The sequence below is a fragment of the Lactococcus sp. dk101 genome (genome assembly GCF_009601055.1).
GTDB lineage: Bacteria > Bacillota > Bacilli > Lactobacillales > Streptococcaceae > Lactococcus.
In genome coordinates this window covers 128,290-143,419 of sequence record NZ_WITI01000002.1, presented here as the reverse complement: position 1 = coordinate 143,419, position 15,130 = coordinate 128,290, and the positions used below count along the sequence as shown (strand labels likewise).

General features: G+C 38.6%; 13 protein-coding genes. 3 read left to right on the top strand and 10 right to left on the bottom strand.

The window, feature by feature from the left end:
• Positions 1–73: 73 nt before the first annotated feature.
• The 8 genes from alaS to GHI45_RS02535 form a co-directional block, all read right to left on the bottom strand.
• A complete protein-coding gene (gene alaS / locus GHI45_RS02565) occupies positions 74–2,695 on the bottom strand; it encodes an alanine--tRNA ligase (RefSeq protein WP_147778931.1) in 2,622 nt (873 codons plus the stop codon).
• A gap of 236 nt (positions 2,696–2,931) precedes the next feature.
• Complete coding sequence (locus GHI45_RS02560; RefSeq protein ID WP_147778930.1) at positions 2,932–3,852, bottom strand: peptidyl-prolyl cis-trans isomerase; 921 nt, start codon at positions 3,850–3,852, stop codon at positions 2,932–2,934.
• A 114-nt stretch (positions 3,853–3,966) separates the two neighbouring features.
• A complete protein-coding gene (locus GHI45_RS02555) occupies positions 3,967–4,662 on the bottom strand; it encodes an O-methyltransferase (RefSeq protein WP_147779130.1) in 696 nt (231 codons plus the stop codon).
• Between the two features lie 37 nt (positions 4,663–4,699).
• Positions 4,700–6,508 (bottom strand): oligoendopeptidase F, encoded by a 1,809-nt coding sequence (gene pepF / locus GHI45_RS02550; RefSeq protein ID WP_147778929.1) that lies wholly within the window; start codon positions 6,506–6,508, stop codon positions 4,700–4,702.
• Positions 6,509–6,520: 12 nt separating this feature from the next.
• Entirely contained in the window at positions 6,521–6,940 is a 420-nt protein-coding gene (locus GHI45_RS11365; RefSeq protein ID WP_228385997.1) for a hypothetical protein, read from the bottom strand.
• A 50-nt stretch (positions 6,941–6,990) separates the two neighbouring features.
• On the bottom strand, positions 6,991–7,512 hold the full coding sequence (locus GHI45_RS11360; RefSeq protein ID WP_228385996.1) for a competence protein CoiA: 522 nt from the start codon (positions 7,510–7,512) through the stop codon (positions 6,991–6,993).
• A 53-nt stretch (positions 7,513–7,565) separates the two neighbouring features.
• On the bottom strand, positions 7,566–8,669 hold the full coding sequence (locus GHI45_RS02540) for a YdcF family protein (protein WP_147778928.1): 1,104 nt from the start codon (positions 8,667–8,669) through the stop codon (positions 7,566–7,568).
• Positions 8,670–8,777: 108 nt separating this feature from the next.
• A complete protein-coding gene (locus tag GHI45_RS02535) occupies positions 8,778–10,220 on the bottom strand; it encodes an NCS2 family permease (protein ID WP_147778927.1) in 1,443 nt (480 codons plus the stop codon).
• A 342-nt stretch (positions 10,221–10,562) separates the two neighbouring features.
• On the opposite strand from GHI45_RS02535, the gene GHI45_RS02530 reads away from it, so the two are divergent.
• Positions 10,563–11,387 (top strand): HAD family hydrolase, encoded by an 825-nt coding sequence (locus GHI45_RS02530; RefSeq protein WP_147778926.1) that lies wholly within the window; start codon positions 10,563–10,565, stop codon positions 11,385–11,387.
• Between the two features lie 110 nt (positions 11,388–11,497).
• Positions 11,498–11,854 (top strand): topology modulation family protein, encoded by a 357-nt coding sequence (locus GHI45_RS02525; RefSeq protein WP_147806220.1) that lies wholly within the window; start codon positions 11,498–11,500, stop codon positions 11,852–11,854.
• Between the two features lie 19 nt (positions 11,855–11,873).
• On the opposite strand, the gene GHI45_RS02520 is transcribed toward GHI45_RS02525, so the two are convergent.
• Positions 11,874–12,575, bottom strand: coding sequence for a Bax inhibitor-1/YccA family protein (locus tag GHI45_RS02520; protein ID WP_147778924.1), 702 nt, complete (start codon positions 12,573–12,575; stop codon positions 11,874–11,876).
• A 256-nt stretch (positions 12,576–12,831) separates the two neighbouring features.
• On the opposite strand from GHI45_RS02520, the gene GHI45_RS02515 reads away from it, so the two are divergent.
• A complete protein-coding gene (locus tag GHI45_RS02515) occupies positions 12,832–13,341 on the top strand; it encodes an HD domain-containing protein (RefSeq protein WP_147778923.1) in 510 nt (169 codons plus the stop codon).
• Positions 13,342–13,485: 144 nt separating this feature from the next.
• Here the strand turns inward: GHI45_RS02515 and GHI45_RS02510 are convergent, their stop codons facing one another.
• Positions 13,486–14,979, bottom strand: a complete 1,494-nt coding sequence (locus GHI45_RS02510) for a peptide MFS transporter (protein WP_147778922.1) — start codon at positions 14,977–14,979, stop codon at positions 13,486–13,488.
• Positions 14,980–15,130 lie beyond the last annotated feature (151 nt).

Genomic DNA, 15,130 nt, shown 5'->3' with positions numbered 1-15,130 from the left:
CTGTTTTTGCAAATCAATTTATCTTTATTATAGCATAAAACTCCGTCCGACAGACAGAGTTTTAAAGCGTGTTTTAGTCAAGGTTTTCAGCGACATGTTTAAGGAGTTCAGTGATTCCTTCCGCATTTGTTCCGCCAGCCATCGCCATGTCTGGTTTTCCGCCGCCACGTCCATCAATATATGGTGCGAGAGCTTTGACAAGATTTCCTGCTTTGACAGCAGTGTTTTTACTTGCTACAAGCAAGTTTACTTTTTCACCGATTTTGGCAACTAAGACCAATTCGTCAGACAAATCTTTTTGTTTCCAAATATCAGCAAGATTACGGAGGCTATTGACATCAGAAACCTTAACTTCTGTGGCAATATAGCTCAAATCTCCTGCTTTTTGAACGTTTTTAAAGATTTCATCTGATTGTGCGCTGGCAAGTTTTCCAGCCAAGGCATCATTTTCTTTTTGAGCAGCTTTCAATTCGTCTTGAAGTGTTGCTACTTTTGTGACAACTTGTGATGCTTGTGGTGCTTTGACAAGATTTGCCACTTCGTTCAATGTGTTTTCGCTTGTAACAAAGGCTTCATAGGCTTTTTGACCTGTCACGGCTGTGATACGGCGTACACCTGAGCCAATGCCTTCTTCTTTGATAATCTTGAACAAGCCAATTTCACTTGTAGTTTTCGTATGCGTACCACCACAAAGTTCAACTGAGTAATCTCCGATAACAACAGCACGAACGACTTTACCATATTTGTCCCCAAATAAGGCTGCTGCGCCCATTGCTTTTGCTGTTTCTACGTCAGTTTCAATCGTTTTAACCGCAATATTTTGCCAAATAATTTCATTAACTTGGCGTTCAAGGGCTGCTAATTCTTCTTTTGTGACTTGAGCAAAGTGTGTAAAGTCAAAACGCAAGAAATCAACTTCGTTGAGTGAACCTGCTTGTAAAGCGTGTTCTCCAACAATATTATGAAGGGCTGCGTGAAGCAAATGCGTTGCCGTATGATTTTTCACTACGCCTGCTCTTCTGACTTCATCAATTTCAAGACTGTAGGTTTGACCAACTGTCAGCTCTGACAGAACAGTAACCGTATGAAGATTTTGACCGTGTGGTGCGTGTTGAACATCGACTACTTCAGCTACAACATCGCCATCTGCATTTTTGATGACACCATGGTCAGCCACTTGTCCACCCATTTCAGCATAGAATGGTGTTTGTTCAAAGACGAGTTGAGCAGTTCCTGAACCGATGCTTTCAACTTTTTCGTCAGCACTGACAATTACTGAAAGTTTGCTATCAGCTTGATGCGTCTCATATAAAAATTCTGAAGCTTCTTCAATTGAGCTCAATGTTTCATTTTGAGCACCCATTGAACCACCTTTGACAACGGCTGCTCGCGCGCGGTCTTGTTGTTCTTTCATGGCACTGTCAAAGCCTGCGTGGTCAATTTTGAATCCTTCGTCTTCTGCCAATTCTTCGGTCAATTCAACTGGGAAACCGTAAGTATCGTACAAGCGGAAAATATCTTGACCATCAAGTGTATCTTTGCCATCTGCTTTCAGTTGTGCCAACAAATCATCAATCAATTTTTGACCGGCATCAATTGTCCGGTTAAATGTTTCTTCTTCGCGGTCAACAATGCGTTGGATGAATTCTGCTTTTTCAAGCACTTCAGGATAATAGCCTTCCATGACTTGACCAACGATTGGTACCAACCCAGCAAGGAATTTGCCTTGAATGCCCAAACGTTTGCCGTGCATCACGGCACGACGAAGCAAACGACGAAGCACATAGCCACGACCTTCATTACCAGGCAAAGCACCGTCACCAATGGCAAATGACAATGAACGAATATGGTCAGCAATGACCTTGAAGCTCATGTTGTTGCCATCTGGATCATAAGTTTTGCCAGATAATTTTTCAATTTCATGGATAATTGGCAAGAACAAATCAGTATCAAAGTTAGTACGTCCACCTTGAATGATACATGCCATACGTTCAAGTCCCATACCCGTATCAATATTTTTCTGTGGCAATTCTTTATATTCAGAACGTGGAATGCCAGGTTCTGCGTTAAATTGTGACAAAACGACATTGTAAATTTCGATATAACGATCGTTTTCAATGTCTTCTGCTAAGAGGCGCAGACCAATATTTTCTGGGTCATATTTTTCACCACGGTCAAAGAAAATTTCTGTGTCAGGACCTGAAGGGCCAGCACCGATTTCCCAGAAGTTGTCCTCAATCGGAACCAAGTGACTTTCAGGCAAGCCAACTTCAATCCAACGATTGTAAGTATCTTTATCGTCTGGATAATAAGTAACATAAAGTTTTTCAACTGGGAAACCATAGTATTTTTCATCCGTCAACATTTCAAAAGCATAAGCAATCGCTTCTGTTCTGAAATAATCACCGATTGAGAAATTTCCCATCATTTCAAACATGGTATGATGACGTGCTGTTTTACCAACATTTTCAATGTCATTTGTCCGAATTGATTTTTGTGAGCTGGTCATGCGTGGATTTTCAGGCACAACTGACCCATCAAAATATTTTTTCATCGTTGCAACACCTGAGTTGATCCAAAGCAAAGTTGGATCATTTACAGGAACGAGCGATTGTGAAGGCATAATTGTTGATCCTTTTGACTCAAAGAAATTGAGGAAGGTGTCGCGAATTTCGCCAGAAGTCATGTATTTCATTGTTTTCTCCATATTCTGTCAGTAGTGACAGGCTTTTAGTGAATAAATTCACAAATTAAAAATAAAAATCCATCGTAAACAAAGGGGCGAGCTGTCGCGGTACCACCCTTATTCACGATAGATTTGAATATCGTCTCTAGTGTTTGATAGTGCGGTTTTCTCCGCTTATAAGCACATTTAACTTACTCTTTCCCACCACTAAGAGCTCTCTGTAAAGTTAAAATTTTAGTCCTGAATTAGTTAGAACTTGATGATGAAGTTGAAGTGAATTGTGAGAAGATTGAAGAGAATGCTGATTCTTTAACCGTTACATTATTTTTCTTCAAGTAAGCCGCAATTACACTGCTGACATAAGTCGTATCAGCCATTTTTTCAGTTTTGATTACATCTTGGAGTTCAGATTTGTATTTATTCATATCTGTTCCCTTGTCAGATGTTTTAACCATTTTAACAACATAATAGCTAGTTGAACCAGTTGATGTACTTGTTGAAGTAATCACGTCTGAAATTTCACCATTTTTCAATTTGTAGGCAGCTGTTTGAACATCAGTTGGAACAGTTGTGCTTGTTGAATTGAAAGTTGTTTTGCTTGCAGCGTTATCGGTATCAAATTTGGAAGCATCTGATTTGTTTGACGCAATAGCTTTTGTTGCTGCATCTTTCGTTGTTTCTGTCAAAACAATGGCAGTAACGTCTGGATGGTAAGATTCCCAAGCTGTTTTAAGGTTAGCAGTTGTGTATTGCGTTTTAGCAATGTCTTGTTCAATTGCTGCTTGTTCCAAAAGTTGTGTTTTCAGATAAGTCTTAAAGTTGCTTGTTGTGAAGCCTTGTTGTTGCAATGCTGATTCAAATTGAGTACCATATTGGTCTTTATATTTGTTGTATTGTGCATCAACTTTTTTAGACGTCGCTTCTTTGGCAATTGAGCTTTCTTTTTCAAAGATTTTATCAAATGTCAAATTTTGAAGCAATGTGCTAGTAGGCATTGATGGAAATTCTTTGGCAGCGCTATAAAGGTCAGAAACCTGAACAGTATCACCTTTCATTGTAATAATGTCTGCATCCATTGAACTGTTGCTTGAACATCCTGAAAGTGCGAATAAAGCAGCACCAGCAACTACAGTAGAAAGAACTAAACTAAGTTTTTTGACTTTCAAAATTTTCTCCTTAAGATGAGTCAGATTTAGCACCTGACTTGATAGTAACTGCTAGCTATTATAACACAAAAGTTTTAATAAAACTTAAATTATGCAAAGAATCCAATGCTTTTTTTACTTGCTTTCTCGATTTGGCTTAATCATTAATAGACCGTCACCGAGTGGTAAAATACTGGTCAAGTATTTTGGATTGTTCAACACTTCATCAAACAAGCGACGTAAACCACGTTCTAAAGCCCTTTGCGAGCGTTTAATTTCCATGATTGGTGTCAAAATTTCTCCAGCCTGAAAGATATCATCCATCAAAATCACGCCATTTTCTGTCAGCAATGACAAGGCCATTGGAAGAAATTCAACGTATTTTGATTTGGCCGAATCCATGAAAATCAAGTCGAATCGATGACTGTCACCATGATTATCCGCTGCTTGTTGTGCTGTCAGCTCTGACAAAACATCTGCCGCGTCACCTTCCAACAATTGAATTTGTTTCAGGTGGTCATAGGTTGCCAAATTTTCTTTAGCCAAGGCAATCATTTCAGGATTGCGGTCAATGGTAACAATCTCAGCTTCTTTAGCTGCTTGCGCCATCATTAATGCTGAAAAACCAATGGCCGTTCCGATTTCAAGAATGCGCTTGGGTTTCAAAAGTTGGATTAACATTTGAAAATAAACGACCGTTTCATGTGGGATAACAGGAATATTATTTTCTTGGGCTTGTTTTAATACGCTTGCCAAATCGCCTTGAACAGGCGTTTGATTTTGGCGCATCCAGTCAACTAGTTCTGCTTTGACGACCGGACGGTGCATCATTGGGTTACTTGTTCGTTTGTATGTTGTTTGTGTCGTTTCAGTCAATGTGTACTCCCTTAGCAACTAATTCTTCTAAGGCTTTCAATCTTTTTTCAAATAAAGCAAATGCAGCTTCTAAATATTCGCTTGATTCCATATCCACACCAGCTTTTTTGATGACATTGAGTGGATAATCAGACGAACCTGCTTTCAAATAGTTCAAGTAAGCTTCCTTATCTTCGGCGGTTCCATGCACAATTTTTTCAGCTAAGAAACTTGCTGCAGCAAAGCCTGTTGAATATTGGAAGACATAAAAATTATAGTAAAAATGCGGAATTCTCGCCCATTCATATTGAATTTCCGGGTTTTCTTCAGCTTTCAAGCCATAATATTTTTCATTTAATTGGCCAGACAAGCCATTCAAAAAGTCACTCGTCAAAACTTGACCAGCCGCATCAGCTTGGTGGATTTCTTGTTCAAATTCTGCAAATTGGGCTTGACGGAAAACCGTCCCCTTGAAGCCGTCTAACCAATGATTTAAAATGGCAAATTGTTCTTTTTCATCTTTGGCTTCATCAAGCAAACTTTCAGTCAAAATATTTTCATTGGTTGTGGATGCAATTTCAGCAAGAAAAATCGGATAATCCCCATAAACATAAGGTTGACTAGCTCTTGTGAACGCAGAGTGCATGCTGTGTCCCATCTCATGAACCAGCGTAAAGACATCATCAAGTGTTTCTTGCCAATTTAAGAGCATGAAAGCATTAGTGTCGTAAGCACCACCAGAATAAGCCCCCGAACGTTTTCCGACATTTTCTTCAACGTCAATCCATTGCTCATCAAAGGCAGCCTTGACTTTTTTACTATAATCATCACCGAAAACGCCCAAAACATCCTGAGCCTTATCGACAGCTTGAGCATAATTAAACTTGTAATCAAGATTCGATAGTGGACGATACATGTCGTACATTTTCAAATCAGGTAAACCGAGGATTTGTTGGCGCAGTTGGACATAACGATGTAAAAGTGGCAAATATTTGTTGACATTTTCAATCAAAACATCATAAACCTTTTCAGGTACAAAGTTGGCAGATAAAGCTGCTTCACGCGCAGAAGCATAATGATGTACTTCTGCATTCAAATTATGAACTTTAACATTTGTCTGCAAGGTTTTAGCATAAGTATGTTGATACTGGGCATAAATACCGTAAAGTGCTTGATAAGCTTCTTTTCTGACCTCACGGTTCTTACTTTCCATAAAGGAAATGAAATTACCATGCGTCAACTGTACTTTATCTCCATTTTCGTCAGTAATGACAGGAAAATCAATGTCTGCATTGTCCAAAATTTCGAAAATCTCTGCGGCTGATCCCAAAATTTCGCTTGATTTTGCCAATAATTTTTCTTCTTTTTCAGAAAGCACATGTGCTTTTTTAGAAAATAAACGCTCGAAGAAATGGCTGTATTTCAAAAGCTGAGGTTCTTCAGACACAAAAGCTGCATAAGTTTCCGTCGAAATACTCAATAATTCTGGTTCAAAAAATGCGAAGCCTTCTTCAAATTTGGCATACAAGCTGGTTACTTTGGCTTGATATTCTTGATATTGAGTGACCCGCGTATCTTGGTCATTTTTCATGGAAGCATAGACATAAACTTTTTCAATCTGACGAGACAAATCGAGCATTGCTTCAACCGTTTTTAAAAGGTCTTGCGCAGACGCCGTTGTGTGTCCCTTGTACTGACTTTCGATTGTGCCTACTTGAGCAAAAAGTGCGGATAATTTTCTTTCAAATTCGTCATCTGTCTTAAAAACACTGGTCAAATCCCAAAGCAATTCAGCCTTGATTTCATTGCGTTCTTTTGCCATAAAAACTCCTCTTCATCTGTTTTGTTTATCTTTCATTATATCATAGAAATGAGGCGGATAGAGCTTTCTATGCCTGTTTGCACGAAAGGAGCCATAAAAATTTTGATAGTAATTCGTCAAGTCAAGGTCAATCTGTGCAAATTTTTTACCGTGTGCTTTGTTGACTCCCCATGAAAACAAATCACAGCCGACAGGAGCTACGTGAGCCTTGGAAAAATCAGAAGCCATGATTGTTTGTTGGCTTTCGTAATAATGAAACTGCAAGGCAAGCCACTTTTTCGACCGACGCCTCAGTTGTTGCTGCACAAAATGCGATTGCCAGTTTTTCCAGTTTATTGAATTTGGTAGTGTGACAGTTTGCATCTTTTGCGCCTGCATTGGCAGCCTTAAAAGAGCCAGTAAATCTCCCGAAAAGAAATCATATTCTTCCATTTTGAAATAGAGTTGTCCTTTGATATCCTGATGAATTAGCGATTTGAGCCTTATCTTCTTTCTTCCTTCGTCAAGTTCCCAATAATAAAAGCCTCGATTTTCTGAGAAATACATGAGATTTTCTTGTAAGGTCGTCGCTGTTTTTTCAACCACAGATTTTTTCCCATCAGCCAAATCACGTAAAAGCCATGCTTTCTGTAATTTTCAGTGCGTTCAATCAGTCTCTCAAGCGACAAAGTTGAGCATTGAATTTCAATGGCAATTTTATCATTGACCAGCAAATCTGGTGTCTGTTTTAAGTCCGGCAGATAATGCTCAAGCGCTACTTTTTCCGTCAAGCCAAACCATTTATAGAGCTGAATTTTGAGTGACAGGTGCTGACTGGACTCATTTTCAGACCAACTGTGGCACTCATTGAGCGAACGGTGGGCAAAATGTGGACATTTTATTTTTCCTTTTTTAAAAATCAACTCACTTTGACAGGCTGGGCAGATGTACTTCTGCTTGGTATCAATATCAAATAAATCTAGCGCATTTATCCGTTTTCCATTTTCATTGATTGCAATTAACATACTTCTCTATTCGTATTTTCGGGACAATTGTCACAAAAAAAAGAGCCTAAGCTCTAAAATAAAACGATGAGTCCTGCAATGAGTGCCAGAATAACAAGGCATGCTACAATCAATCCCACCCAAAAGATATGCTTTTTCTTCTGCGTGTTTAACACGGCGATAAACTCACGGATAAAGGCTGGCACCCGGTAATACATGGCTGTTTTTCCACCTCTTCCGCCGTTTGCTTGCAAGTTGAGACTTCTCGCAAACAAAGCAGCTCTAAACACATGATAATCCGATGTGAAAAAGATAAAGTTATTAGAAAGTCCCTTTTCTTTGATCAATTCAGATGAATAAACTAAATTTTCGTAAGTCGTCCGTGATTGACTTTCAATCAAGGTACGGTCTGCTGGAAAGTTTAACTCTTCTACCGCGTATTTTTGCATGGCGGCTGCTTCAGAAATTTTTTCATCCGCCCCTTGACCGCCTGAAAAGATAATGATTACTTTTTCATTTGATTTGGCAGCACTGACAGCCGCCTTAATCCGATTGCCTAGCAAAACGCCGACGCGTTCTCCTTGAACCAAACCTGCCCCTAAAACAACAAAGGTATCCGCTTGAGTTTTTCTCATTCTTCTACCATAAATCCAACTTGACAAGAAGAAAACGAAAAATTGCCAAGCCAAGTAAACAGATAAAATTGGATAAGCAAATGAAAGAATTTTCAACCAGGTCCATTGATCTGACAACTCTCCGACATAAATATAGACCCAGTCAATCAATAAGAAAAGGAGCATCAAGATTGGCAAAATCAAGTTGGCAATACTTTTGGACTCCCGTCGCCACATTTTTACAGTCAAAACAACAATGGCTAAAGGCAAGACAAAACCAAGCAGCATCGAAACTCCCGCAAATATCAGGGCTTCAACAAACAAGGTCATGACCCCAATCTGAGTAAAGACTGTCCCATGAATGCCAACTTGATAAATCACAGCAATGGCTATCAATGAATTAAGCAAGAAAAGAAGGCTGGCCAAATGCCCAATTCCCATTCTTCCTAATTTTAATGTTCTCAAATCTTCCATGGTTTTAATTTTATAATGGAAAAAAATAGAACTCGCAAGAAACAAGAGGCTAAAAAAAACGAAAAGGTAAATAATCATTAGATCTGTCATACTTATATTTTATCATATTATTAGCTAAAGCTACGCCTTTTTGTAGAAATGATACGCTTTGTCAGCACTGACAAAAAAAGCCGTCCCTAAGGACGACACTCAATGCTTTTATAAAATTGCCAAAACAGCAAAGTTGATGATAAAGAGGATGGCTACTGCCCAGATAATCGGTTTGATTTCTTTTGGTTTACCAATCACAAGTTTTGTGATGATGTATGTAATGAAACCTGCAGCAATCCCGTAAGAGATTGAGTAAGCAAATCCCATAAAGATTGATGTAAAGAATGCAGGAATTGCTTCATTAAGGTCATCCCATTTGATTTCTTTGAATGAACCAAGCATCATCATCCCAACGATAATCAATACTGGTGCAGTTGCTTGTGTTGGCACAATGCTCAACAATGGCAAGAAGAAACTAGAGATAGCAAACATAATGGCAACAACGACTGAAGTCAATCCAGTACGTCCACCAGCACCGATTCCGGCAGCTGATTCAACGAATACAGTCGTGTTTGATGTTCCGAAAATGGCACCGATTGGTGTAGCAATCATATCAGCAAACAAGGCTTTGTCCATTTTTGAAGAAAAACCACGTGAATTTTCCATTTCTTCCAAATCTTTATCACTAAAGATACCAGTCGCACGACCTGTTCCGATAAAGGTTCCGATTGGGTCAAAGATTGAACTCAATGAAAGCGCAAGAATGGTCATCAAAACTTCAATGTATTTATTTGGATCTGCAAACAGTGTTGCAAAACCTTTTGGTCCAAAGGCTGCACCAAATGTTTGTCCCATTTGATGAATGGCTGTTCCGATATTGTTTTCAGCAAACAAAGTTGACATATTGACTGAAACAAGTCCTGAAAGAATAGCGATAATTGTTGTCAATAAGATTGAAATCAAAATTCCAGCTTTAAAAATTGGTTTATTTGAAATACGTCCACGAAGCACAAAGTACATGGTAATCACAAGACCTGCAAGTGCAACTAAGGCTCCTGGATCATTGAATGTGACAAGTTCTGGAACGATTGCACTGTTTGAAGTGATTGTTCCATGATTGTTGGTGTAAGTTCCTGGGTCTGAAATGAAACGCAAAAGTCCTGCATTTTTAATCCCGATATAGGCGATAAAAATCCCAATCCCACCACCAATGGCGTGTTGAAGACTTTCAGGAATACCAAGAATAATTGCTTTACGAACACTGGTAAATGTAATGATAATGTTGATAATCCCACAAATAAAGACCATTGCCAATGCTTCTTGCCAAGAATAGCCAAGGCTCAAAACGATGGTGTAACTAAAGAAGGCGTTAAGCCCCATACCTGGTGCCAATGCGTAAGGCACGTTGGCAATCAAACCGATAGCTAAACAGCCAACGATAGAAGCCAAGATTGTTGCCAAAAAGACTGCTTGAACAGGCATTCCTGCTTGTCCCAAAATCTCAGGATTGACAAAGAGGATATAAGACATTGCAAAGAATGTCGTTACACCAGCCATAATTTCACGACCAACAGTCGTGTTGTTTTCTTCAAGTTTAAAGAACTTGTTCACGATTCTCTCCTTTTTTGAGCTGCCCTTGTTATTTGATGGGCAGTTCAATTTTTTAAGTTCAACAGAACTTAGTAAATAAAAACGGTACATACATATTTTATCTTAGTTTCACTTAAGATAACAAGCTATTGAACAAAAAATAAGATAAAAAACAGTTAATTGTTCGGAAATAGCGGAATATTTTTAAGAAAGCGAATTCAACGTTCGCACAAATATGTCAAAGAGAGACTTTCTTCTTTTATGTTATAATAGGATAAATGTTTGCCTTTTTATTGATGGATCAGACATTTACTAAAAAGCAAACTATTTTTAGCTCGTACAATATAGATTAGATAGGAATTTATGACAAATACAGAAACAAAATTGATTGCCATTGATTTGGACGGAACAACCTTGCACTCTGACGGAAAAACGGTCAGTCCTTATACCAAATATATTTTCAAGCAAATCGAAGCTCAAGGGCATATCATTTGTATCACAACAGGTCGTCCATACCGCATGGCAATGCCTATCTATAAGGCACTCGAACTTAAAAGCCCCATGATCAATTTCAATGGTGCCCTCATCTCAAATCCAACGGACAAGGCTTGGCAACATCAAAAGGCACATTATATTGACCGTTCGTTTGTTTTCGAGTTGTTACGTCATCAACAAAATTTTGACCTTGAATATTTTGCGGTTGAATATCGTCGCAAATTCTTTTTGAATACCTTTAAAGACGTCCCTACTGATATTTTCGGCGTTGACGCATTCCAACCTTATAATCGTTTGCGTGCCGATCGGATCACGGACAATCCATATGCTGTCCTTTTGTCAACACGGGTTAAAGACAAATTCAAACTGGCTAAACAAATGCAAGAACATTATAATGGAAAAATCGCTGTCAGTGGTTGGGGTGGCCCAAACAATATCTTGGAAGTCGTCCCTAAAGGCGTTACAAAGGCTTCTGGTCTCGAATATCTCCTCAAAATTTTGGACATTCCACTTGAAAATCTTTACGCTTTTGGAGACGAGCATAACGATATTGAGATGTTCAAATTGGCACCAAATGCCTTTGCAATGAAAAATGCTTCTGCTTTATTACGCCCACATGCGAGTGAAATTCTCCCTTGGACCAATGACGAAGACGGAGTTGCCCGTCAACTCGAAGCGCTCTTCCTCAAATAATCCTGTCAGAACTGACAGCTTATCCGCTCTTACATTTGGACAAGATTTGGCACACAACGGATTATTCTGACCAGGCTTTGCTTTATTTTCAACAGGTTCAAGACGACTTTATGGCAGCACACGATGACTGGATCATTGAAGGCAATTATTCTGGAACACTGTCTCATCGGATTCAACAAGCCGATGTCATCATCTGGCTGAAAATTTCACGTCCCAGAGCGATTTTCAGAGTGGTTTCGCGTTCTTTGAAAACTCGTCTCGCGGGTCATAACCGCTCCGACATGGCCAGCAATTTTAATGAAAAATTTGACCAGGAATACTGGGATTTCATGAAATTCATCTGGCGTTTTCCGAAAAACAATGAACCTCGAATTGCAAAGTTGATTGAAGCAGAAGGTAAATCAGACTGCGTCACAATCGTCAAGACACAAAAAGACAAAGCAAAAATCATGAGCCTTTACTCATGATTTTTTTATAAGGTTAGATTTAGTCTCTGTTGCCTGCAAATCCGAAAATACGGAGCAAGAACAAGAACAAGTTGAGGAAGTCAAGATAAAGTGAGAGCGCCATTGAAATAGCCCAACCATTTGTATCTCCCATTTGATAATAAACTTGTTCAATTTTTTGGTTATCGTAAGCAATCAAACCTGAGAAAATAACAACCCCAACGAATGAAGCAAAGAGCATCAAGCCACTACTTTGGATAAAGAAGTTCAAGATACCAATCACGATCAAACCGATAACTCCTGCGAACAAAGCTTTGTGCCAAGCACTCAAGTCACGTTTTGTTGTTCGTCCATAGACAGCAAGTCCAAAGAACATGGCAACCGCAGTCACAAAGGCAAGCGTAATATCTGTTGCAGTGTACATCAACAGTGTGAAGCTAATCAAGAAGCCCATAAAGGCTGAATAGACGATAAACAATGGCAGTGCAGCAGATGAATTCTTCATAGCTGATCTTTGCATTGGGACAACCATGAACAATGGAATTAACCAAAGCAACAAGAAAACGAAACTTCCGCTTCCCTCAATCATGTTGACCAAGTTATTTGTATAAAAACGAAGCATGATGAAGCTGACAAGTCCTGAAATCAAGACCCCAACTCCCATCAAACCATAGACCTTACTAAAAAATGCATTCAACCCGTCTTTTCGCTCATCGAAAATAAGATTATCATTATTATTCATTGATTTCTCCTTATAATTTACTTATTTATATTTTACCAAATTTTCATCAAAATGTCATACGACTTAAGTCTGATTTTCGAAAATTTTTTTAATTCTTCTCACTTTTCTGTCGAATTGAAAAAATCAAGTTATAGTTGACCATAGCCTTCCTTAGTGCTTCTTATTTTAATTCTTTGTGACATGAATAACATCATTTTTTAATCAAAATAAAGCATATTGTTACTTCCATTTAAGTTTACTATGCTATAATCGACTCATGAATTTAGAAAAAGAACCTTGGTTCCATGATGCTGAATACATGAGTTACGTAGGTCACTTCTTGGAAATGCCAGAACTCAAAAAGTTGGACACGATTGTCCACCATTATACCTCAACACGTTTGCAACACTGTCTGCGTGTGAGTTACATGAGCTATCGAATTGCAAAAAAACATGGCTTGAATGCCAAAGCAACTGCACGCGCAGGTTTGTTCCACGACCTCTTCTTTTATGATTGGCGTGATACAAAATTCAACAAAAGCCATGCTTATGTTCACCCGCGGATTGCTTACCGCAATGCCTGCAAATTAACGACCATTACACCACTTGAAAAAGACATCATTATCAAACACATGTGGGGAGCAACCATTGCACCTCCACGCTACAAAGAAAGCTTTATTGTAAGCTTTGTTGACGACTATGTCGCCATGCAAGAAGGAAAAACGACTGCAAAATACAAATGGAACAGAAGAAAGTATTTCAAACGCTTGCCTTCATTTTCAATGTAATCAAATACAAAAAGCTGTCAGCTCTGACAGCTTTTTTCTACGCCAAAAGACCTCATCTTTCTGTCTTTTCTATCAATGACACATAAAAAAGAAGCAAAATAACTTTGCTTCTTTCACTTCCTATTTTTAATTCTATTTTAATTTTTAGCGGACATCGCCCATCAATTTCAAAATTGGTTTCTTGATCAAGAGTAAGATAATCCCGACAATTACACCAATACCACCGACAATACCAAAGAAGGATACTTCTGTTGATTTAGAGAACAATGGTGTGATTTGTGCATTGATTGCTTGCGCACCAGCATCTGAAAGATACCACATGGCAATCATTTGTGATTGGAAGGCTGCAGGAGCGAGTTTTGTCGAAACTGAAAGTCCTACTGGTGAAACTAAAAGTTCACCCGCCATTTGAATGGCAAACATAACAATCAACCAGATACTACTTACACGACCTTCAACACCATTTAACAAACCAGGTGACATCATCAAAACATAAGACAAACCAGCCAAGATCATCCCCAAACCAAATTTAACAATGGTAGAAGGTTGACGATCACCAAGTTTATTCCAAATTGCAACGATAGCAGGTGTTAAAATAACAATGAAGAGTGGGTTTAATAATTGATACCAAGAAGGGTCAATTGTAAACTTAATGCCAAACCAGACAGGGTGAAGATTTGTACGTTCCAATCCCCAAGTTGCGATGACTGTTGAACTTTGTTCTTCAATAACCCAGAAAAGGACAGCAGAGATAAACATTGGAATGTAAGCACCCAACTTGCTTCTTTCTGAACTCGTTACTTCTTTTGAAGTAAACATACGTACCAAGTAAGCAATAGGGATTAAAATACCGACGATAGATAAAACATTGATCAAATTATTGATAAAGTTTTTCTTATCTACTGCATAAAGACCAAATCCTACGGCAACAATAATAATAATTGCAATAACTAACATCCAAAGGAAACGATTTTTTTCTTTTGTATCCATCGGATTAGATGGTTCTTTACCGATTTCAGGGAATAATTTTGTACGCCCACGCCAGTATGCAAAGAGGGCAACTAACATCCCAATCGCTGCAAGCGAGAAACCGAGGTGGTAATTATAAGATTGACCAACAGTCCCAACAATAATTGGGGCAAGGAGTGATCCTACATTGACACCGAAGTAGAAAATATTGAAACCTGTATCACGACGGGGATCATCTTTTGAGTAAAGATGTCCAACCATGTTTGAAATATTTGGTTTCAACATTCCTGTTCCCAAAATGATCAAAGCCAAAGAAATAAACAATGACGTCAATCCAAATGGGATTGCCAAGGCAACGTGCCCAAGCATAATCAAAATACCACCAATGAAAATTGTTTTTGATGCACCCATAAGACGGTCAGCAATCCAACCACCAACAATAGCAGATAAATAAACTAGTGCACCATAAATTGAAACAATTGCCATTGCTTGTGATTGAGGAAGCCCCAATCCAGCATTGGTATTAGTGGTAGCTGTATATAAATAATACAGCAAAATAGCGCGCATTCCATAATAAGAAAAACGCTCCCAAAGTTCAGTTTGGAAGAGCGTTAAAAGCGCTCGAGGTTGTCCGAAGAATAACTTTTCGGATTTTTTTATATCGTTCATAAATTATATTATAAAGTTTTCTATACAACTTGTCAAGTTGTCGAACTATTATTTCTATACTGATTTTTGGAAAGACTGGCAATATGCGGGATAAAGAGGGAATAATCGCCAATTATGAGGAAGCCGTATTTATTGGAATAAAAAAACAGCA